This window comes from Methylobacterium dankookense (assembly GCF_902141855.1).
GTDB classification, from domain to species: domain Bacteria; phylum Pseudomonadota; class Alphaproteobacteria; order Rhizobiales; family Beijerinckiaceae; genus Methylobacterium; species Methylobacterium dankookense.
Map to the genome: position 1 here is coordinate 316884 of NZ_CABFVH010000001.1, position 21259 is coordinate 338142.

A 21259-nucleotide genomic window follows, 5' to 3' on the forward strand; every position below is an offset into this window, starting at 1 on the left:
CCGGGCCAGATGTCGGGCTCTTTGGTTCGCGGGCCGAGCGGGCTCAGGCCGCGAAGTATTCCTGCAATGCGCGGACCTGGAGGTCGCCTTCGAGATAGGCTCTGATCCCCTCGGCCGCGGCCATCGCGCCGGCTAGAGTGGTGTAGTACGGCACTTTATGCAAGAGGGCCGCCCGGCGCAGGGACCGCGAGTCCGAGAGCGCGCCAGCCCCCTCCGTGGTGTTCAGAACGAGCTGGATGTCGCCGTTCTTGATGGCGTCGACCACGTGTGGCCGGCCCTCCAGAACCTTGTTCACCCGCTCGGTCGGCACGCCGTTCTCGGCGAGGTAGCGCTGCGTGCCCCCGGTCGCCAGGATCGCGAAGCCGAGATCCTTGAGCAGGCGGATGGCCGGCAGGATGCGCGCCTTGTCGGCGTCGCGCACCGAGACGAAGACCGTGCCGGATTTCGGCACCTGGGTGCCGGAGCCGAGCTGGCTCTTGGCGAAGGCCACGCCGAAGCCGCCGTCGAGGCCGATGACCTCGCCGGTGGAGCGCATCTCGGGCCCGAGCAGCACGTCGACCCCGGGGAAGCGCGCGAATGGGAACACCGCCTCCTTCACGGCGATGTGCGGCAGCGTCTTCGGCTTGAGGCCGAAGGCGGGCAGGCTCTCGCCGGCCATGATCCGCGCCGCGATCTTGGCGATGGGCTCGCCGATCACCTTGGCGACGAAGGGCACCGTGCGCGAGGCGCGCGGGTTCACCTCCAGCACGTAGATGGTGCCGTCCTTGATGGCGTATTGCACGTTCATCAGGCCGACGACCTTGAGCGCCAGCGCCATCGACTTCGTCTGGCGCTCCAGCTCGGCGATGATCTCCGGCGAGAGCGAGCGCGGCGGCAGCGAGCAGGCCGAATCGCCCGAATGGATGCCCGCCTCCTCGATGTGCTCCATGATGCCGGCGATGTAGACCTCGGCGCCGTCGCAGACCGCGTCCACGTCCACCTCGACCGCGTCCGAGAGGTAGCGGTCGAACAGGAGCGGGCTCTTGCCGAGCACCGTGTTGATCTGCCCCGTCTTGTCGTTGGGGTAGCGGGCCTTGACCTCGGAGGGGATCAGGCTCGGCAGGGTGTCGAACAGGTAGTCGGCGAACTGCGTCTCGTCGCGGATGATCGCCATGGCGCGGCCGCCGAGCACGTAGCTCGGGCGCACCACGAAGGGCAGGCCGAGATCGGCGGCCACCAGCCGGCTCTGCTCCACCGAATAGGCGATGCCGTTCTTGGGCTGCTTGAGGCCGTGCTTGTCGAGGAGGCGCTTGAACTGGTCGCGGTCCTCGGCGAGGTCGATCGCGTCCGGCGAGGTGCCGAGGATCGGCACGCCCGCCGCCTCGAGGGCGCGGGCGAGCTTGAGGGGCGTCTGGCCGCCGAACTGCACGATGACGCCGTGCAGCGTGCCCGCCTGGTTCTCGGTCTCGATGATCTCCAGCACGTCCTCGGCGGTCAGCGGCTCGAAATAGAGCCGGTCCGAGGTGTCGTAGTCGGTCGAGACCGTCTCCGGGTTGCAGTTGACCATGATGGTCTCGTAGCCCGCCTCCGACAGCGCGAAGCAGGCGTGGCAGCAGCAATAGTCGAACTCGATGCCCTGGCCGATCCGGTTCGGGCCGCCGCCGAGGATGACCACCTTCTTCCTGTCGCTGGGGAGGGCCTCATCGACGACGGCGCCGGCGAAGGGCGCGACATAGGTCGAGTACATGTAGGCGGTGGGCGACTTGAACTCGGCGGCGCAGGTGTCGATGCGCTTGAAGACCGGGCGCACGCTCAAGGCCCGGCGCGCGTCGCGCACGGCGGACTCATCGGTGCGGGCGAGCACTGCGAGGCGGGCGTCGGAGAAGCCGGCCGCCTTGAGCTGGCGGAAGGCGCCGGGCGTGGCGGGCAGGCCGTGGGCCTTCACCCGGTTCTCCAGGTCGATGATGCCCTGGAGTTGCTCCAGGAACCACGGATCGATCTTGCAGGAGGCGTGGACCTCCTCGTGGCTGACGCCGAGGCGCAGCGCCTGGGCCACCTTGAGCAGCCGGTCCGGGGTCGGCGTGCCGATGGCGGCCTTGATCGCGTTGTGGTCGTCGCCCTTGCCGAGGCCCTCGATCTCGATGTCGTCGAGGCCGGTCAGCCCCGTCTCGAGGGAGCGCAGCGCCTTCTGCAGCGATTCGGCGAAGCACCGGCCGATCGCCATGGCCTCGCCCACCGACTTCATGGCGGTGGTGAGCGTCGGCTCGGCGCCGGGGAACTTCTCGAAGGCGAAGCGGGGGATCTTGGTGACGACGTAGTCGATCGTCGGCTCGAACGAGGCCGGGGTGGCGCCGCCGGTGATGTCGTTGGCGATCTCGTCGAGCGTGTAGCCGACCGCGAGCTTGGCCGCGACCTTGGCGATCGGGAAGCCGGTGGCCTTGGAGGCGAGCGCGGAGGAGCGCGACACGCGCGGGTTCATCTCGATCACGATCATGCGGCCGGTGGCCGGGTCGATCGCGAACTGGACGTTCGAGCCGCCGGTCTCGACGCCGATCTCGCGCAGCACCGCCAGCGATGCGTCGCGCATCACCTGGTACTCCTTGTCGGTGAGCGTCAGCGCCGGGGCGACGGTGATCGAATCACCCGTATGCACGCCCATCGGGTCGATGTTCTCGATGGAGCAGACGATGATGCAGTTGTCGTTCCTGTCGCGAACGACCTCCATCTCGTACTCCTTCCAGCCGAGCACGCTCTCCTCGATCAGCACCTCGTTGGTCGGCGAGGCGTCGATGCCGCGCTCCACGATGTCGAGGAACTCCTCGCGGTTGTAGGCGATGCCGCCGCCCGTGCCGCCCATGGTGAAGGAGGGGCGGATGATGGCGGGCAGGCCCACTTCGGCGAGCGCGATCAGCGCCTGGCCGAGCGCGTGCTCGGAATAGCGCTTGCGGCGCTCGGATTCGCCCCGGGCCCACGTCTTCTCGAAGGCGGCGAGCGCGGCCTTGCGGGCCTCGGGATCGGCGTTCTGCGCCTCGATGCGGGCGAGTTCGGCATTGTGCTTCTCGCGGTCGGCCTTCTTCACGGCCGAGGCGTTGGCGAGGGCCGATTTCGGGGTCTCCAGCCCGATCTTGGTCATCGCGTCGCGGAAGAGGTGGCGGTCCTCGGCCTTGTCGATGGCCTCCGCCGTGGCGCCGATCATCTGCACGCCGAACTTCTCCAAGACGCCCATCTTCTGGAGCGAGAGGGCGCAGTTCAGCGCGGTCTGGCCGCCCATGGTGGGCAGGATCGCGTCCGGGCGCTCCTTCTCGATGATCTTGGCCACCACCTCCGGCGTGATCGGCTCGACATAGGTCGCGTCCGCCATGTCCGGGTCGGTCATGATGGTGGCGGGGTTCGAGTTCACCAGGACGATGCGGTAGCCCTCCTCGCGGAGCGCCTTGCAGGCCTGGGTGCCGGAATAGTCGAACTCGCAGGCCTGGCCGATGATGATCGGACCCGCACCGACGATCAGGATCGAGGAGATATCGGTGCGCTTGGGCATGGGTCGCCTTGGATTGTCGCGGGCGCGCGCCCGGGCACGCACGGCCCCGGCGGCGGGGCCACGCGGGCGGGCGCGGCGGTCGAAATGTCGTTGGGGCGCGGGTTTACACGCGAGAGCCGGTGTTTGAAAAGGCCGCCGCGCGCGCCTGCACCGCAGGGTTGCGGCGGCCCCCATGCGTCCGCGACGGGGGAGGGAACCGCCGCAACCCCCCGCCAACACAGGCGAATGAACCAAACCTGAACCGCCACTCGCCAGCGCGGGAACCCTGTGTTAACACCCCGGCGACCGGGCAATGGGGGCGGGCACTGGGGGTTGACGGTTCCGCGGGATAACAGTCCAAGCACACCCCGCGGGCCAGGGGCCGCGGCGCGAGCGGTTTCACGCGGCTCGCGCGGCTCACGGCCGGTTCGGCAGGGCCCATTCGGGCCCGAAGCGCCTTCACCACGACAGACGACGACAGACAAGAAGACGAGGACCGGAAACGATGAGCGATATCGCTGAGCGCGTGAAGAAGATCGTCGTCGAGCACCTGGGCGTCGAGCCCGAGAAGGTGGTCGAGGGAGCCAACTTCATCGACGACCTCGGCGCCGACAGCCTCGACACCGTCGAGCTGGTCATGGCCTTCGAGGAGGAGTTCAACGTCGAGATCCCGGACGACGCCGCCGAGACCATCCAGACGGTCGGGGACGCGGTGAAGTTCCTGGAGAAGAACTCGGCCGCCTGAGGCGCCGGGCCCACAAAAATCGCGGCGCGGACGGGGCCAATCGCCCCGCGCGCCGTTATTCGTTTTTGGACGAGCACGGGATATTGCGATGCGGCGGGTGGTCGTCACGGGTCTCGGCATGGTCACGCCGCTCGGCAGCGGTGTCGAGCACGTCTGGAGCCGTCTGATCGCGGGCGACAGCGGGGCGGCCAAGGTCTCCTCGTTCGAGACGGACGATCTCGCCTGCAAGATCGCCTGCCAGATCCCGCTCGGCGACGGCAGCGACGGCACCTTCAACGCCGACGCCTATGTCGAGGCGAAGGAGCAGCGGAAGGTCGATCCCTTCATCGTCTACGCGATGGCGGCGGCCACCCAGGCGCTCGACGACGCCGACTGGCACCCGAAATCCCACGACGACCAGTGCGCCACGGGCGTGCTCGTCGGCTCCGGCATCGGCGGCATCGGCGGCATCTACGACGCCTCGATTACGCTCCACGAGAAGGGCCCGCGCCGCGTCTCGCCCTTCTTCATCCCGGGCCGCATCATCAACCTGGCCTCGGGCCAGATCTCGATCGCGCACGGGCTGAAGGGCCCGAACCACGCGGTCGTCACCGCCTGCTCCACCGGCGCCCACGCCATCGGCGACGCGGCCCGTCTGATCGCCTTCGGCGATGCCGACGTGATGGTGGCCGGCGGGGCCGAATCACCGGTCAACCGCCTCTCGCTCGCGGGCTTCGCCGCCTGCCGCGCCCTCTCCACCGGCTTCAACGAGGCGCCGACCAAGGCGTCCCGCCCCTACGACAAGGACCGCGACGGCTTCGTCATGGGCGAGGGCGCGGGCGTGGTGGTGCTGGAGGAGTACGAGCACGCCAAGGCGCGCGGCGCCAAGATCTATGCCGAGGTGATCGGCTACGGCCTCTCGGGCGACGCCTACCACATCACCTCGCCCTCCCCGGACGGCGACGGCGCCTATCGCTGCATGACGGCCGCCGTGAAGCGCGCCGGCATCTCGCCCGACCAGATCGACTACATCAACGCCCACGGCACCTCGACGCCCATGGGCGACGAGCTGGAGCTGAAGGCGGTGGAGCGCCTGCTCGGCGATTCTGCGGCCAAGGCCTCGATGTCCTCCACCAAGTCGGCCATTGGCCACCTGCTCGGCGCCGCGGGCGCCGTCGAGGCGATCTTCTCGATCCTCACCATCCGCGACGGCGTGCTGCCGCCGACCCTCAACCTCGACAATCCCAGCGTCGAGACCAGCATCGACCTCGTCCCGCACGAGGCGAAGCGGAAGCGGGTCGATGTGGCTCTGTCCAACTCGTTCGGGTTCGGTGGGACGAATGCGTCGCTGGTGATGCGGCGGGTTTGAATCTATTCCGACTCAAACACCCGATGGGGTGCTATGAAAAAGATCGAGACCATCTCTCGATCTTTAATATCTCCATAGATTCTTCTGAGTTCATTTTTCAAATCTTGTTCTGAAGCAAACCCGTCATTCAATGCATCGCATTCATCGAGATCTCCAAACGCCTTATAGCAAAGACGAGTGACAAGAACGTCGCCAATCAATTCTTCTTTTGATAAATTTTTATTTGTTTCGACTTTAATTAAAGGAAGACATTTGTCAGTTGGATATTCTAACTTGTTAGGAGAATATCTGATCGTAGTTGTTTTGGAGCAGTCAAATACATTGTTTATGTAATTGTCAAGTAGCTTAAAATAGCTTCTTTCGCATATTGCGTGGTCCGGGTAACTTTTCGAAAGCGTATTGATGAGAGCATGCGAATCCATCGCCTCACTGGCTGAGATCTCGACTGCTTTCATGCACTTACCCATACCGACAAGTTCCGCTTCGCTGATGTTCGTAGACTCGACTCCTTTCGATTCTCAACCTAGAATTCAGGCTTTGCACAGCTATCCACGGAGCATTTTATTTCCGTGGATAGCTATATTCAGCTATTCCATAATAAGTAGCTCATTTAATTCGCTAAGCTCCGCAATTTTATCGAACTGGTGTCGAGTAATGCCACGCAGATCCCAGCGAGGCTGCTCCGAGATTTGGACCTCATTCAGCAACACGTCTCTGATAGGCCTTCTGGGTAGAGCCGCGTTGTATGTCATTTTTACTGCAAATAACCGCTTCGCCGGATCGGAATACCAGTCCCTCAACTCATCTTCCGTAAATACACTGTGTGGCCTCGCATATTCGATAAAAGCTTCTACTGTTGCAAAATCTTTTCTAGTCTTTGTTTCTTCAACTACACAAATAGAAGTTACGACCGAACGGTATCGAGCGCGGCCTGGGATATCTGTCGTTCGATAGATAATAACAACATCACCATGCTTCAATCTCGTCAGAGCAAGTTCAGCAATATAAATTTTGTGTATAGTGTTGGTATGCGATACATCCTCGACAATATGATGCCTTTCATTTCTCAAAATTGAGTCTGGAAAAAGCTTAGTATGATAATCAGGATAAATAGCTAGCAAATAGAACCGCGCATCTTCGACATTTATCAGCGGATAGTCTTTGATTATATCATACTCTGGTTGATCTAAATTCCGAACTAGAACAATCTCCTTCCCATTAGCAGTTTCTTTTACTCCATGCTCATTAAATCCATATCTTTTGAATAGCCTGATCAAAGATTCATGATCACTAAATACAGTAACGTAAACTTCTTCTACATCTTGGTCTAAGGCGTGGTCGAATATTTTCTTGATGACTCTTTCACCCAGCTTTGTCCCATGAGCATCAATTTTCAATGTTCCGACTTTTATTCTTCTTGCAGCTGGCAAAGTCGGTTCGACATCAGCAATTTCCCCTTCTTCGACCTTAAGATAAATAAATCCCCTTATTCAACCTTCCTCATCTGAATCTATCACATAAACAGGCTCTTCCGCTTTTCGCGCAAACCAATCGGGAAATTCCTCATATTGATTTTTGAGGCTATCAAAGAATGGGTCAGATAAATCAACATTCTTGAAGAAGGTCCGACGCAAAGTCTCAGGCATTCCAATCTCCCCTTTTCTCTTCAACAGATGGGGAGTCTTTCATCGAACTTCAAGTGTGATTTTTAGTTCAAATCAACCTCAGATGGCAAATTTCGAGAGGTCTGCGATAGATCCGTTACCACCCCCGCCGCTCCCCCTCCCCCGGCACCCGCCCCTGCGGCGTGAGCCCGTCAATCACCTGCGGCAGCACCTGGGTGAGCTGCGAGAGCAGCGTGTCACGGTCCATCCCCGTGGCACGCTCCAGCGTCCCCAGGGTGTCGGGACCGAGCGCCTGGGCGAGCTGGTTCGGCTGCACCGCGCGGTTCTGGCCGTGGCCGACCCAGGATTCGATCACGTCGCCGAGGCCGCTCTTGCGGAATCCGTCGATCAGGCTGTCGAGGCCGCCGAGATCGGGCCGGTCGCCCGGCTCGCGGTCGAGATGGGCGTATTGGCCGGCACCGGGATCGCGCTCGGGCGCGTCGCCGGGGCCGCCGAGCATGCCGGAGAGGTCGCTGAAATCGCCGGGGGGCAGGCTCGAATCGCGCCGTGCCCCGTCCTGGTCCCAGCCGCCGGAGCCCGGGGCGCCGCGGGGCTCGGGGGCCGGGCGGCCGGGCTCCGAGCGGTCGGCGTCCGGGCCCGGCTCGCCGCCATGGCCGCGCCCAAAAATGTCGCCGAAGCCGCCGCTCGCGCCCTTGGCGAGGAGCAGCATGAGCAGCGCCTTGACCAGCGGCGACATGGCGCCGCCGCGGCCCTGGCCGCCGCCGAGCACCTGACCGAGCACTCCGCCGATCACCGAATCGAGCAGTCCCATGCCGTCCTCCCGCCGGGGCCTCCAGCGGCCCGGCTCGGTTAACGGTCAGGCATGGGGGCGGGTTGCGTCGCGGAGGGCCGGATCGACGCGGGGCCGCCCGGGCGCGCAGCGGCGCCAGCGCCAACCTCACGGTCGCCCATCCGTAAGAACTACGCACTCGGTTCTAACCTAGATCTAGTGCTTATGCAGAGCGGCTTGAGCGGAACGGATATTCCGGGCGGCCGTTCGATCCTTGAGCTTCGCCGTATCCCGAAGACATGGGCCCGCCGAAGCTTGCACGGCGTCCAGGTGCCCGCGACGGGGCGGGCGGGCGCCGCGTGCCGCCGAGGGGAGGCCCTGCCCGTGGATGCGAAGCCGCCGACCGTCCGAGCCGCCGCTCCGCCGCGCCATCCCCATGCCCAGGAGCCTGACCCTCCGGAACTGCCGGTCCGATCCGGCCGGCGCTGACCAGCGCCGCCGCGGGGCCGGCTCTCTCCGCCCGGACCCGCGCCTCCCGAGGGGTCCACGCGAGAGACAGGAACTCTTTCGGCATGCATGCTGCTCCGAACGACCTCACCCCCACGCTTCTGCTCGCCGACAGCCAACCGATCTACCTGCTCGGCCTACGCATGGTGGTCGACGACCTCGCCGGCTACGACCTGATCCACGAGGCGCGTTCGAGCGCCGAAATCCTCGAGATCGCCCACCGGGTGCGGCCCGACATCGCGATCATCGACATCGCCGCGCCGGGCATGCGCGGCCTCGCCACCCTGCGCCATCTCCGGCACGACGCCTCGGCCATGCAGGTGGTGGTGACGAGCCTGCAGGATTCGCCGAGCTTCGTGCGCGAGACGGTGCAGGCCGGGGCCCGCGCCTTCGTCTCGAAGCGCTCGCCGCCGGATTGCCTGCTCCAGGCGCTGCACGCGGTGCGCAGCGGCGGCTTCTACCTCGACCCCTCGGTGGCGACCGACATGATCGTCGCCGGCTTCGGCCCGCGCACCCGGCGCGGCCAGCCCCGCGGCACCCTCACCCTCACCGACCGCGAGCGCGAGGTCTTCCGGCTGATCGCGCTCGGCTACACCAACAAGGAGGTGGCGGGGCAGCTCGGCCTCACCGCCAAATCGGTGGAGACCTACAAGAGCCGCGCCAGCGGCAAGCTCGACATCTACAGCCGCTCGAAGATCGTCCAATACGCCGCGCTGCAGGGGTGGTTCAACGAGATGGGGACGTGAGGGGCGCCGGGAGAGGGCTGGGATGAGGATCGGGAATTGTCCGGAGTGGTCGCTTCGATCCACGCCGGGCCTCTCCTCCCCACAGATCTCGGGCTTGCCCGAGATCTGTCCTTGCCTGTCCAGATCGGGCAGGCCCGATCTGGATGGGGAGGAGCCGGAGGTGGGGGTGGTGCAGAAGGCACCGAAACGCTCGATCCTGCGCCGCCCCCACCACTGACCCCTCCCCGCGAGGGGGAGGGGAAACGCGCCCTATCCTGAACCCTCGCCCCCCTCACCCGCCGCTGCGCATCGAGCCCGGCAGGTGGTCCTTCGGGTTCACCCGTCCGCCCGAGCCGACCACCGGGGTCGCGGGCTTGAGCGCCCGCGGGGGCGAGACGCCGTTGTTGCGCTTGTGCGCGGCTTCCGGATGCGCCTGCACCGTGGAAGTCTCCGGCGGCAGGGTGCTCGCCGTCGGCTGGTCGTTGGCGTTGGCGAGCGTCTGCGCCTCGGCGGTTCCGACGAAGCGCGCGCCGAGCGCGGTGGCGGCGAGGCTCGCGAGGAACAGGGCGGTGGCGAGGTTGCCCGCCCGGGGCCGGAGGGGCCGGCCGATCCTGTCGTGATGCGTCATGTGCTGCCCGTGACTGTCTTGGCTGGCGAGCCGCTCGGCGACTCCTCTCGAAGACAGAACGCGGGAGGCGCACCGGTTAGTTCCGGTGGAGCCCGCCATGGGCGAGGCTGCCGAGCGCGCAGCCGGCGAGATAGGCCGCGAGCATCAGGGCCCCGCTCTCCACGAACAGCCCCGCCCGGCCCGGCACCGCGCCGGAGAGCGCGAGCGCCGCCAGCACCGCGAGCGCGAGGCCGAGCGCGGCCGGCACCGCGCGGTGCGGCCAGCCCCAGAGGGCGCCGATGCCGAGGCCGAGGACGAGCGCCCCGGCCAGTCCCGGCCAGAGGCCGGCGAGCAGTGCCACCACGGAACAGACGATCTCCCGATACGAGCCCGAAGCCGGCCTCGGGCTGGGGCAGACCACCCGGGCGCGGCGGGTGCAAGCCCCGGCAGGGATTCCAAGCCCCGGCAGGGATTCCAAGCCCCGGCAGGGATTCCAAGCCCCGGCAGGGATTCCAAGCCCCGGCAGGGATTCCAAGCCCCGTCTTAGGGATCAAGCCCCGTCAGGGCTTCAGGGCGAGGAGGATGGTGCGCCGCTCGCCCGGCGGCTCCTCGGCGATGCTGACCTGATCCATCCCCGCCCCGGCCTGGAGCAGGTACTCGGCGATCACCTGCGCCCGCGCCCGCGCGACCTCCTCGGGCGCCGGCTCCGGGGCGGGCTCGGGCTTGGCCGGCTTCTTCGGCGCTGGCTTGGGCGCGGACTTGGCGGCCTTGCTGGTGGCGGGCTTCTCGTCCTTCGGAGGCTCGGGCTTCGCCTCGGCCGGCTCGGCGGGCTTGACCGGTTTCGCGCCCGGCGGATCGGCGTGGCCCGCCACCGTGATGCGCAGGCCGGGGCAGGCCCGGGCGAGCGCCGCGGCGGCGTCGAGGGTCGGGTACATGGCCGATGTCAGCGCGAGGCTGCCCGCCTCGAAGCGCAATGAAACACGCGACGAGGCGGCCTCGAAGCCATCGCGGCAGGATTCGGGGCTCTTTCTGGGGGGCGGATCGCGCGGCTCGACCGCCACCTTGGCGCTCCAGCCCGGCGGCAGGCCGCGGCGCAGGGCGTCACCCGCGCGGGCCGCGCTCTCCCGATAAAGGCTTGTGCCGGAAAGACTTAACGCACGGTCGGCCACCGCGATCTCGCCGCTCGCCAGCGTCGCCAGCACCGGCACGGCCGCCTCCAGCGCCGCCGCCAGATCCGCCGGCGCCCCCGCCCCCAGCCGCGTCCGGTCGACGATCCGCTCCCGGAAGAACCGAGGCCGCACCGCCGCCATCACCCGAGCCCGCATCTCGGCATCCGCCAAGTGCCCGGAAACGCTTACCAATTCCGCCTCGCGCCGGATCGCCACTTGGTAGGGCGAGAGCGGTTTCACCGTCAGATCGACGGTTCCTGCGGCGACTCCGGCGGGCAGTTCCGCCCGCAGCAGTGCCTCGACCTCCCCCACCGCCTGCCCATCGAGCGCGTCGCCGGAGACCGAAACCCGCCCCTCCGCGAAGCCGACCCGCCCCCGCTGCACCAGTCCCACCAGCTTCAGCATCGCCGAGACCAGCGCCTTCGGCTCCACGCCCCGCGGCAAACCGCGCGCGGTGCGGGTGCGGTCGTCCACGAAGGCGCCCTCGGCAAGCTCTTCCGCCTGCTTGCGAATCTCGGATCTCGCAGCCTCCGAGACCGTGTAGCCGGTGAGCACGATGCCCCCGCCCGAGACGCGCTCCACCGCGAACTGGAAGTCGGCCACGCTCGGCGGCAGGATCTCGACGCGGCCCATGGAGAAGCCCCGCGGCGGCTCGGCGAAGGCGCTCCGCAACGCATCGTAGGCCGCGACATCCACCGCCTCGCCGGACGCCGAGATGACCGTATCCGTCACGCTCACCCGTCCCCCCCGACCGAGCTTGCCGAGGCGCGCCGCCGCGAAGGCTGCCGCGGCAGCAAAGTCCGGAGGCGCCCCCCGCGCGGCCCTCGCCGCATCGTCGAGGGAAAGCTCGGGCAGCGCCGCAGCGATCTGAACCTCCAGAGCGTGGCGGCCGATCTCCGCTGGGCGGCTACCGGTGATCACGACGGCCCGGTCCGTGCGCTCGGCCGCCCAGGCGAAGGGCGAAACCGCCTCGATCAGGCCGACCTCGGAGACGACCCGGCGCAGGCCCGGCAAGGCGGCGAGGCGGCCGAGCACCGCGTCCCGCTCCGCTTCACCCGGCGCCTCGCCGCGGGCGACGAGATCGCGCCCCTGCGCCGCGACGCGCAGCCAGGGCTCTCCGCCGGAATCCTGCGTGGTGCGCGCCACGCCCATGCCCTCCGCCTCGATCCGCGCGGCGATGCCGGGCGCAGCGAGAAGCGTCGCCCCTCCCCAGGCGAGCGCCAGGAGGGGCAGGCCGGCGAGCCAGCCGTAGCGGCGAAGCCGAAGGGCGAGGTCTGCGGGCAGCGGCACAGGTTGGTCTCGACGGCAGGACCGCGCGAAAGGCCAGAACAGCCCGACTTTCCGGCATCTTGAAGGCCGATCAGGCCTCCGCCGACTCGCGCAGCATCTCCAGTTCCAGCCAGCGGTCTTCGGCCTTGGCGAGCTCCGTCTCGGCCTGGGCGAGCGTCGCGCTCGCCTTCTCGAAACGTGCCGGGTCGCGCGCGTAGAGGTCCGGATCGGCGAGGATGCCGCGCAGTTGCGTGATCGCCGCCTCGAGCTTGCCCATGCGCTCGGGCAGCGTCTTCAGCTCGTGCTGGTCCTTGAAGCCGAGCTTCGCCTTGCCCGCCGGCGACGCGGCCCGCTCGCGCGGCTCGGCGCGCGGCGCCTCCTTCGCCTTCTCGACACTGCGCGCCTGCACCCCCGCACCGCGCTGGGCCACCATGTCGGAATAGCCGCCGGCATACTCGACCCAGCGCCCCTCCCCTTCGCTCACCAGCACGCTGCCGACCACCCGGTCGAGGAAGTCGCGGTCGTGGCTCACCAGGATCAGGGTGCCGGCATAATCGCCGAGCATCTCCTGCAGGAGGTCGAGGGTCTCGAGGTCGAGGTCGTTGGTGGGCTCGTCGAGGACGAGGAGATTCGAGGGCTGGGCAAGGGCGCGGGCGATCAGCAGGCGGTTGCGCTCGCCGCCCGAGAGCACGCTCACGGGAGTCCGTGCCTGCTCGGGGGAGAACAGGAAGTCCTTGAGATAGCCGATGACGTGCCGGTTCTGGCCGCTCACCGTCACCGTGTCGCCACGGCCGCCCGTGAGCACGTCGGTCACGGTCATGCCAGGTTCGAGCGTTGCCCGCGCCTGGTCGAGGATCACCGGCTTCAGGTTGGTGCCAAGGCTCACCGCTCCGGAATCGGGGGCGAGGCCGCCCATCAGGAGATTCAGCAGCGTGGTCTTGCCGGCCCCGTTCGCGCCGACGATGCCGAGCCGGTCGCCGCGGGTCACGCGCAGCGAGAGCCGGTCGACGATCTTGCGCGCGCCGTAGCTCTTCGAGACCTCCTTCGCCTCGGCCACCAGGGTGCCGGAGCCCTCGGCCTCGCTCGTCTGCATGGTGACGCTGCCGACCGGACGGCGGTCCTCGCGCCGGGCCTGGCGCAGGGCGTGGAGGTTGCCGAGGCGGCGCACGTTGCGCTTGCGCCGCGCGGTGACGCCGTAGCGCAGCCAATCCTCTTCCGCCGCGATCTTGCGGTCGAGCTTGTGCCGCTCGCGCTCCTCCTCCTCGAAGAAGGCGTCGCGCCAGGCCTCGAAGCCCGAGAAGCCCTGCTCGATCCGGCGCGTCACGCCGCGGTCGAGCCAGACGGTGGAGCGCGACAGGGCCGAGAGGAAGCGCCGGTCGTGGCTGATCAGCACGAGGGCGGCGCGGCTCCCCCGCAGCTCCTGCTCCAGCCACTCGATCGCCGGCAGGTCGAGATGGTTCGTCGGCTCGTCGAGCAGCAGCACATCGGGCTCGGGGGCGAGCGCCTGGGCGAGCGCGACGCGGCGGCCCTCGCCGCCGGAGAGCTTGGTGGGATCCTCCTCGCCGGTGAGGCCGAGGCTCTCCAGCAGATACCGAGCGCGGTAATTGGCATCGCCCGGCGCGAGCCCGGCCTCGACGAAGGCGAGCGTGGTCGGGAAGCCCGAGAAGTCCGGCTCCTGCGCGAGGTAGCGGATCGTGGTCCCGGGCTGGACGAAGCGCACGCCGCGGTCGGGCTCCACGAGGCCAGCGGCGATCCGCATCAGGGTCGACTTGCCCGAACCGTTGCGGCCCACGAGGCAAGCGCGCTCGCCGGGCGAGACCGTCAGCTCGGCACGCTCGATCAGCGGCGTGCCGCCGAAGGTCAGCGCGGTGTCCTGAAGGGTGAGGAGCGGTGGGGCGGCCATGCGCGGGCTTATGACAGCGCGCGCCGGCCTTCACAAACGCTTCGGTCAGGCGATCGGGTTCGCGGGACCGCTCGGCGTGGCGGGCGGATCGTTCACCGGGATCTCCACCGGCTGCTCGCTCGGCGCCTCGCTCGGCACATTGCCCGGTGCCTCCGGTCCCGGCCCCGGGGTCGGGACGGTCGGCGGCTCCGAAGGGGGCTCGTGTGTGGGGCCGGGCTGGTCCGGCACCTCGGGGATTCCGCCGGGATTGGCCATGACGCGACGCTCCTTGCACGCGCCGTGGGGTCGGGGTCTTCGCGGCGCGTGGCGGCTAACGGCAGGCACCGCCCGGGGTTCCGGCGCGCGGCTACTTCTTGGTGAGAAGCAGCGTGCCTTCGCGGCCAAGCGACTTCTGGATCTTCTCGGCGAAGAGGGCGAGCAGGAAGGGCAGCTTCACCTCGACCCGGACGCTCTCGGCGCCGACATTGATCGCGCCCTCGACCTTCTGGGCCAGGGCCGACAGGGCGAAATCGAGCCGGTCGCCGGTCCAGGCGAGGTTGTCGATGGCGACGCCGCTCTTGGCGAGCATGCCCCTGCCCTGCTCGACGCCGGTCTCGATCCGACGGCGGGCCTCCGCCTGTCCGAGATCGTGCGGGATGTCGACGATGAGGGGTTTCGCCATGGAGCCACCGGTTGTTGCCGTCGGCCTCAGATGGGTGTGCCGGCCGGCCACGGCAACGCCGCGGCCGGTGCAAGTCCGGGCTCCCGATGCGATGAGTTCGGGCTCCGCCCGGCCCCGAGAGAGGGGTGACCCCTTTCGAAACCCGGATCCTGGCGGAGCGAATGATCAGGTAGTCAGGCCGGCGGCCTCAGTTCACGACCTGCAGCGACACGTAGGAGGTTCCGCCCATGCCGAGCGCCCGGGCCGAGCCGCGGGACAGGTCGATGATGCGCCCGTGCACGAACGGGCCACGATCGTTGATCCGGACGACGACGGAACGCCCGGTGCGACGGTCAGAGACGCGGACGCGCGTGCCGAAAGGCAGGCTGCGGTGAGCGGCGGTCATCCCGTTCGGATTGAAGCGCTCCCCGTTCGCGGTCCGGTGTCCGCTGCCGTACCACGACGCTCCCCCGCTCTGGGCGGACGCGGGCACGCTGGCGACGACGGTCGCAGCAGTACCCAGGATGACGGCGACGGTCCGGCAGACAGGCTTCATGGCCATTCGCATTCCCTTTGTTGTTTGCGATGCGACGGCCAATCGAAACCGGATCGGGCTAAAATGAGACGGGCGGATTTCACGGCCCGATGTCACGTTTTTGGCGACCGACGCCCTACAGATGAAGCTTTCCTTAACGGTCGACGAGGGTAAGTATTATTTACTTTTGCTCTACTTCCGCAGAAATGCCGAAAGTGCTGAACGATTGTCTTTTCCAAGCAACCGATTGCGGCAGAAAATACACCTATCGGCCCGCGAGATCTGCGCTGAGAGCAGGCCTGTTGCCCGCTGGGTGGGACCGTCCCGGCACTTTTGGCGGGAACCTTTCGCGGAAACGGCGTGCGCGGATGCTGCGACGCACAAGACACGTGGCCGGGCATTCGGGACTCGTACCCGGCAAAAATTGCAGCCCCAAATCGGAACGGCGCGCGCGGAAAACGGCAAACCCCGCCTTTACCCTACCGGCAGCATGGTGCCCGGGTCAGTCGCGTAACCGGTGTTTGCCATGGTTTCCCAGCGTACCGTGGTCGCCGGCGCACCCGCCCGGAAACAGGTCTCGCGTACCGGGCGGTCCGCGCCGGCGCCACGGATGGGTTTCGTACCCTCCGCTCAGCGCCTTCCCCTCGACGAGGTTCTCGTCGGCGACTGCGTCGCCGCAATGAACGCCCTGCCGGCATCCTCCGTCGACTGCGTCTTCGCGGACCCGCCCTACAACCTTCAGCTCGGCACGGCCGGATTGCTCAGGCCGGACCAGAGCCGCGTCGACGCGGTCGACGACGACTGGGACAAGTTCGCCAGCCTGGAGGCCTACGACACCTTCACCCGCGAATGGCTCTCCGCCTGCCGTCGGGTGATGAAGCCGAACGCGACCCTCTGGGTGATCGGGTCGTACCACAACATCTTCCGGGTCGGGAGCGCGTTGCAGGATCTTGGTTTCTGGATCCTCAACGACATCGTCTGGCGCAAGGCCAACCCGATGCCGAACTTCCGCGGCAAGCGGTTCACCAATGCCCACGAGACCCTGATCTGGGCCTCGCGCTCGGCCGAATCGAAGGGCTACACCTTCCATTACGAGGCGCTCAAAGGGGGCAACGAGGACCTCCAGATGCGCTCGGACTGGTTCATCCCCCTCTGCACGGGGGAGGAACGCCTGAAGGATGCGGAGGGGGCCAAGCTCCACCCGACGCAGAAGCCCGAGGCGCTGCTCGCCCGCACGCTGCTCTCGGCCACCAATCCCGGCGACGTGGTGCTCGACCCGTTCTTCGGCACCGGCACGACCGGCGCGGTGGCCAAGCGTCTCGGCCGCCGCTTCATCGGCATCGAGCGCGAGGAGACCTACGCCAACGCCGCCCGCGCCCGCATCGCTGCGGTGACGCAGCTCTCCCAGGCCGCCCTGATGCTGGCGCCGGCCAAGCGCGCCGAGCCGCGGGTGCCCTTCCTCAGCGTGATCGAGGCCGGCCACATCCGTCCCGGCGAGGTGCTCACCGACGAGCGCCGCCGCTTCAAGGCGACCGTGCGCCCCGACGGCCAGCTCGGCGTCGGCCCGGTCTGCGGTTCGATCCACAAGATCGGCGCCCTGGTTCAGGGCCTGCCCGCCTGCAACGGCTGGACCTTCTGGCACGCGGAGCGGAACGGCCGTCCGCTGGTCATCGACAGCTTCCGCGAAACGATGCGTGGCGCCATGGCGAGCGCCGGCTGAGCCTCTGATCAGCGCCGGCGCCGCGCCCCGCCGCGCGCGGGCTTGCGCGGGGCCGGCCCTTCCTCGGCGGCCCCTTCGTCGAAGATGTCCTCACGCTCCGGCGGCGCCTCGACGATGCGCGGCCGCGGCTTCGGCACCGGCCGGAAGCGCGGGGCCGGCTCATCCACCGTCTCCGGCTCGTCGAAGACGGCGAGCAGCGGCATCGGCGGGGGCTCCTTCTTCGGGCGCCCGCGCGGCGCCTTCACCGGCTCGGGCTTCGGATCGAAGGCGTGGGCGAGCACCTTCTTCATCAGGCCGGGCAGCGGCTCCTCCGCGAGGTCGCGCCGCGGGGTGAAGCGCGTGCCGGGCGGCGCCTGCGTGTTGAGCCCGACGCGGGCCAGGAACACCGTCAGCTCCAACGGAAAATGCGTGAATCCATGGCGGACGAGTCCGGGCAGCCGCTTCCAGCGCGCATCGAGCGGCGCATCGAGGAGCGCGCCTGCCGGGTCGTAATCGGGCTCCCAGGCGCTCGTCGGCGGCTCGGCCATGTTGCCGAGGAGGCCTTCGGGGGCCCGCGTCCGCAGCAGGACCGCCTCGTCCCCGGCGCGGATCGCCACGAAGGCGGCGCCCCGGCGCAGCACGCCCTTGGCAGCCCGGACCTTGCGCGGGAAGGTCTCCTGCGTTCCGAGCAGCCGGGCCCGGCAGGGGAGCATCCAGGGGCAGAGGGCGCAGGCCGGCCGCTTCGGCGTGCAGATCGTGGCGCCCAGATCCATCAGCGCCTGCGCGAAATCGCCTGGACGCTCGGCCGGCACCAGGGCCTGCGTCAGGCGGCGGATCTCCGGACGGCTGCCCGGCAGCGGCGCCTCCACCGCGAAGAGGCGGCTCATCACCCGCTCGACATTGCCGTCCACCGCCGCCTCGGCCCGGTCGAAGGCGATCGCCGCGATGGCGCCCGCCGTGTAGGCGCCGATACCAGGCAGTTTGCGCAGGCCCTCGGCCGTGTCGGGGAAGCGGCCCGTCGCGGCCACCGCCTTGGCGCAGGCGTGCAGGTTGCGGGCGCGGGAATAGTAGCCGAGCCCGGCCCAGGCCGACATCACCGCCTCCTCGGGCGCCGCGGCCAGGGCCGCGACGTCGGGAAAGCGCGCCAGGAATTTTTCGTAATAGGGCCGCACCGCCGCGATCGTGGTCTGCTGCAGCATGACCTCCGAGAGCCAGACCCGATACGGGTTCGGATGTTCGCCCGGCAGCGCCCGCCAGGGCAGGACGCGGCGATGCCGGTCGTACCACGCGAGCAGGTCGGCGGCGCAGGGCTGCGCGGCCGCGAGCCCGGACGCGCCCGCCGAACCGGCTTCCGCTTCGGCTGGCAGCGCTCTCGGGGATTCGGGCTTCGGCATCCGCAGGGTGATAGCTGGAGCGGGGCGGCCTTCAAAGCTCTCCCGCCTGGGCCCGCGCCGCGCTATCATGGCGCTTCAAGAGCGGTGCGGTGAGAGGCATGGCGCGCGTCAAACCGCTGGCGGAGCTGATCGAGGGCTGCATCGGCCCGGCCTTCGCGGCACAGGGCTTCGCCTCCACCGACATCCTCGCCGCCTGGCCCGACATCGTCGGCGAGCGCCTCGCCCGCTTCTCGCGTCCCGCCCGGATCGAGTGGCCGCGCCGCCGCCGATCGAGCGCCGAGGCCGCCGATTCCGGCACCCTCGTGGTGCAGGTCGAGAGCGTGTTCGCAATCGAGCTGCAGCACCTTGCCCCCGTGGTGATCGAGCGCATCAACGCCCATTACGGCTGGGCCTGCATCAACCGCATCGTGATGAAGCAGGACCGGATCCTGCGCGCCGGCCGGGCGCCCCGCGCCGCCGCCACCGACCCCGCCCGCCGCGGCGAGGTGGCGAGCGCGGTCGCCCGAATCGAGGATCCGTCCCTGCGCGACGCGCTCGACCGGCTCGGAATCGCGGTGGTGACCGAGCGCTGAGAACCTGCCGGACCGCTCCATCCCCAGGCCGCCGGCTCCGAGCCCCTGCGGAAACCCGTCGCCTTGCCGTAATCCCTCCACGCGGCTACCGCATGGGCCACGCATTCGGATCACCAGCGGAGCCAGTTTCGACATGATCACGCGGCGCGACGCTTTGAAGGTCACCGGGCTCGCCGTCGGCGCAGCCATCATCCTGCCGAAGCTCGGCCTCCCCGCCTTTGCGCAGGGCGCGGACGCGGCGGCCCTGCTGCAGCCCGGGCCGCTGGGCGACGTCTGGCTCGGGCCGGCGGACGCCAAGGTCACGATCATCGAGTACGCCTCGATGACCTGCTCGCACTGCGCCGCCTTCCACCGCACCACCTGGCCCGCGCTGAAGGAGCGCTACGTCGACACGGGCAAGGTTCGCTTCACGCTGCGCGAGTTCCCGCTCGATCCGCTCGCCACGGCGGCCTTCATGCTCGCCCGCTGCGACGGCGACGCGAAGTACTACCCGATCACCGACCTGCTCTTCGACCAGCAGGCCGCCTGGGCCTTCCAGCAGAAGCCGGTGGACGCGCTGGAGCAGATGCTCCGCCAAGCCGGCTACTCGAAGGAGAAGTTCGAGGCCTGCCTGAAGGACGAGAAGCTCTATGCGGGCGTGAACGCGGTCAAGCAGCGCGGCCTCGACACGTTCAAGGTCGATTCCACGCCGACCTTCTTCATCAACGGCGAGCGCTACAAGGGCGAGATGACGGTCGAGGGCATGGAGAAGGTGATCAAGCCGATCCTGGGCGCCTGAGCAGGCCTCGATCAGCGCCGTCCGGGGAGCCCCGCGGACGGCGCCGCGGCGATCCCGGACCTTTCGGGGACAAGCTGTTGCCCGGAGGATCCGAGAAGCACGAAAAAGCCAGATCGATCAAGGCCTTGATCGATGTTTTCGGCGCCTTGACACACCATGGGGGCGAAACTATGGTGCGCCGCGCTTGAAGGGGGCAAGCCAAGGTTTCCATGCTCTCGCCAACGGGGGGCGCCGTGATCGGCAACGACCCAAAGGACGAGGGACAGGGAGACCGGGCAGCGCCCACGGACAGCGAACTCTCCGCGAGGCTCAGACGTCTCGAGACGCAGATCGACCGGAAGCGGCCCCCGGCTGCTCCCGATCCTTCGCCGCGTCCAGGGTCGTCTGATCGTTCCTCCCTCGGACAGGCGATGACGCTCTCGACGGAGTTCATCGCCGGCGTCATCGCGGGCGGGATCCTCGGCTGGTTGTTCGACCATTTCCTCGGGACGAAACCCTGGGGGATGATCGTCTTCGTGCTGCTGGGCTTCGTGACGGGCATCTACAACATCATGCGCCTATCCGGGTTCTCCGGAGCAAAAGACCGGCCGAAAGACCGGAAAGGCCCTTGAGGGGCGACACGAAATCGGGTTAGCCGCCCGGGGCAGGCCGCGAGGCGGCCCGGGACACGGTTGGGAGCAGAAGCGTAGCATGGCGGCCAGCATCGACCCGATCCACCAGTTCGAGCTGAAGCCGCTCGTCTCCCTCGGCCATATCGGCCACCAGGAGATCGCGTTCACCCAGTCGGCGCTCTACATGTTCGCCGCCGTCGGCGTGATCGCCCTCATCACCATCGTCGGCACCGCGAGCCGCTCGGTCGTCCCCGGCCGGATGCAGTCGCTCGCCGAGGTGTTCTACGAGTTCATCGCCGACACCCTGCACCAGGCCACCGGCGACAAGGAGCAGCGCTTCCTGCCGCTCGTGTTCTCGCTGTTCATGTTCGTACTCATCCTGAACATGTTCGGGATGATCCCCTACGCCTTCGCCGTCACCAGCCACCTGATCATCACCTTCGGCCTCGCCTTCCTGGTGATCTCGACCGTGGTGATCTACGGCGTGATGAAGCACGGCACCCACTTCCTCGGCCTGTTCATTCCCTCGGGCGTGCCCAAGCCCCTGCTGCTGATCATGGTGCCGATCGAGATCGTCTCCTTCATCTCGCGCCCGATCAGTCTCTCGGTCCGTCTCTTCGCCAACATCCTCGCCGGCCACATCGCGCTGAAGATCTTCGCCTTCTTCGTCGCGCAGCTCCTGCTCGCCGGCGCCTGGAGCGTGCTCTCGCCGCTGCCGCTCTTCCTCACGATCGCGCTGACCGCACTGGAATTCCTGGTGGCGGCCCTGCAGGCCTACGTCTTCGCGACGCTCACGGCGGTCTATCTCGCCGACGCGCTTCACCCCGGCCACTGATCTCCAGGCCGGCCTCCCTCCGCCGTAACGCA

Annotated in this window: 21 protein-coding genes; 8 read left to right on the top strand and 13 right to left on the bottom strand. The window is 67.9% G+C overall.

From position 1 onward, the window contains the following. Positions 1-43 precede the first annotated feature (43 nt). Positions 44-3517, bottom strand: coding sequence for a carbamoyl-phosphate synthase large subunit (gene carB / locus MTDSW087_RS01595; protein WP_144759208.1), 3474 nt, complete (start codon positions 3515-3517; stop codon positions 44-46). Positions 3518-4001: 484 nt separating this feature from the next. Between carB and MTDSW087_RS01600 the strand changes: the two genes are divergently transcribed. After that, positions 4002-4241, top strand: a complete 240-nt coding sequence (locus MTDSW087_RS01600) for an acyl carrier protein (RefSeq protein WP_066926221.1) — start codon at positions 4002-4004, stop codon at positions 4239-4241. An 88-nt stretch (positions 4242-4329) separates the two neighbouring features. Beyond that, complete coding sequence (gene fabF / locus MTDSW087_RS01605; RefSeq protein ID WP_144759210.1) at positions 4330-5589, top strand: beta-ketoacyl-ACP synthase II; 1260 nt, start codon at positions 4330-4332, stop codon at positions 5587-5589. A 2-nt stretch (positions 5590-5591) separates the two neighbouring features. Here fabF and MTDSW087_RS01610 read toward each other — a convergent pair whose 3' ends face one another. The 4 genes from MTDSW087_RS01610 to MTDSW087_RS01620 form a co-directional block, all read right to left on the bottom strand. Beyond that, entirely contained in the window at positions 5592-6044 is a 453-nt protein-coding gene (locus MTDSW087_RS01610; protein ID WP_144759212.1) for an ASCH domain-containing protein, read from the bottom strand. 132 nt (positions 6045-6176) lie between these two features. Further along, positions 6177-7019 carry a GNAT family N-acetyltransferase gene (locus MTDSW087_RS01615; RefSeq protein ID WP_238178918.1) on the bottom strand — a complete coding sequence of 281 codons (843 nt, stop codon included), beginning with the start codon at positions 7017-7019 and terminating at the stop codon, positions 6177-6179. Positions 7020-7079: 60 nt separating this feature from the next. Beyond that, positions 7080-7235 carry a hypothetical protein gene (locus MTDSW087_RS30680; protein WP_238178920.1) on the bottom strand — a complete coding sequence of 52 codons (156 nt, stop codon included), beginning with the start codon at positions 7233-7235 and terminating at the stop codon, positions 7080-7082. Between the two features lie 115 nt (positions 7236-7350). Beyond that, positions 7351-8025 carry a YidB family protein gene (locus tag MTDSW087_RS01620; protein WP_144759214.1) on the bottom strand — a complete coding sequence of 225 codons (675 nt, stop codon included), beginning with the start codon at positions 8023-8025 and terminating at the stop codon, positions 7351-7353. A gap of 530 nt (positions 8026-8555) precedes the next feature. Between MTDSW087_RS01620 and MTDSW087_RS01625 the strand changes: the two genes are divergently transcribed. After that, a complete protein-coding gene (locus MTDSW087_RS01625; protein WP_144759216.1) occupies positions 8556-9236 on the top strand; it encodes a response regulator in 681 nt (226 codons plus the stop codon). A gap of 271 nt (positions 9237-9507) precedes the next feature. Here the strand turns inward: MTDSW087_RS01625 and MTDSW087_RS01630 are convergent, their stop codons facing one another. The 7 genes from MTDSW087_RS01630 to MTDSW087_RS01660 all read right to left on the bottom strand — a co-directional run bounded on the left by MTDSW087_RS01630 (position 9508) and on the right by MTDSW087_RS01660 (position 15359). Continuing rightward, positions 9508-9843: a hypothetical protein gene (locus MTDSW087_RS01630; RefSeq protein WP_144759218.1), complete on the bottom strand. Its 336-nt coding sequence runs from the start codon at positions 9841-9843 to the stop codon at positions 9508-9510. Between the two features lie 76 nt (positions 9844-9919). Beyond that, positions 9920-10186, bottom strand: coding sequence for a hypothetical protein (locus MTDSW087_RS01635; RefSeq protein ID WP_144759220.1), 267 nt, complete (start codon positions 10184-10186; stop codon positions 9920-9922). Between the two features lie 196 nt (positions 10187-10382). Beyond that, entirely contained in the window at positions 10383-12281 is a 1899-nt protein-coding gene (locus MTDSW087_RS29910) for an OmpA family protein (protein ID WP_186383698.1), read from the bottom strand. Between the two features lie 70 nt (positions 12282-12351). Then, positions 12352-14163 (bottom strand): ATP-binding cassette domain-containing protein, encoded by a 1812-nt coding sequence (locus MTDSW087_RS01645; protein WP_144759222.1) that lies wholly within the window; start codon positions 14161-14163, stop codon positions 12352-12354. Between the two features lie 45 nt (positions 14164-14208). Next, the gene (locus tag MTDSW087_RS01650; protein ID WP_186383699.1) at positions 14209-14418 is read right to left on the bottom strand and encodes a hypothetical protein; all 210 of its coding nucleotides are present in this window, start codon (positions 14416-14418) and stop codon (positions 14209-14211) included. Positions 14419-14509: 91 nt separating this feature from the next. Continuing rightward, on the bottom strand, positions 14510-14824 hold the full coding sequence (locus tag MTDSW087_RS01655; protein ID WP_144759224.1) for a polyhydroxyalkanoic acid system family protein: 315 nt from the start codon (positions 14822-14824) through the stop codon (positions 14510-14512). Between the two features lie 187 nt (positions 14825-15011). Continuing rightward, a complete protein-coding gene (locus tag MTDSW087_RS01660; protein ID WP_144759522.1) occupies positions 15012-15359 on the bottom strand; it encodes a septal ring lytic transglycosylase RlpA family protein in 348 nt (115 codons plus the stop codon). 505 nt (positions 15360-15864) lie between these two features. On the opposite strand from MTDSW087_RS01660, the gene MTDSW087_RS01665 reads away from it, so the two are divergent. Next, positions 15865-17058: a site-specific DNA-methyltransferase gene (locus MTDSW087_RS01665; protein ID WP_144759226.1), complete on the top strand. Its 1194-nt coding sequence runs from the start codon at positions 15865-15867 to the stop codon at positions 17056-17058. Between the two features lie 8 nt (positions 17059-17066). On the opposite strand, the gene mutY is transcribed toward MTDSW087_RS01665, so the two are convergent. Further along, positions 17067-18431: an A/G-specific adenine glycosylase gene (gene mutY, locus MTDSW087_RS01670; RefSeq protein ID WP_144759228.1), complete on the bottom strand. Its 1365-nt coding sequence runs from the start codon at positions 18429-18431 to the stop codon at positions 17067-17069. A gap of 98 nt (positions 18432-18529) precedes the next feature. Between mutY and MTDSW087_RS01675 the strand changes: the two genes are divergently transcribed. From MTDSW087_RS01675 to MTDSW087_RS01690, 4 genes are all read left to right on the top strand, one after another. Further along, positions 18530-19003 carry a DUF721 domain-containing protein gene (locus MTDSW087_RS01675; RefSeq protein ID WP_144759230.1) on the top strand — a complete coding sequence of 158 codons (474 nt, stop codon included), beginning with the start codon at positions 18530-18532 and terminating at the stop codon, positions 19001-19003. Between the two features lie 133 nt (positions 19004-19136). Then, the gene (locus MTDSW087_RS01680) at positions 19137-19781 is read left to right on the top strand and encodes a DsbA family protein (protein ID WP_144759232.1); all 645 of its coding nucleotides are present in this window, start codon (positions 19137-19139) and stop codon (positions 19779-19781) included. A 410-nt stretch (positions 19782-20191) separates the two neighbouring features. Next, on the top strand, positions 20192-20392 hold the full coding sequence (locus tag MTDSW087_RS31370; protein WP_373321948.1) for an AtpZ/AtpI family protein: 201 nt from the start codon (positions 20192-20194) through the stop codon (positions 20390-20392). A gap of 79 nt (positions 20393-20471) precedes the next feature. Next, positions 20472-21227, top strand: a complete 756-nt coding sequence (locus tag MTDSW087_RS01690; protein WP_144759236.1) for a F0F1 ATP synthase subunit A — start codon at positions 20472-20474, stop codon at positions 21225-21227. The last annotated feature ends 32 nt before the right edge of the window (positions 21228-21259 follow it).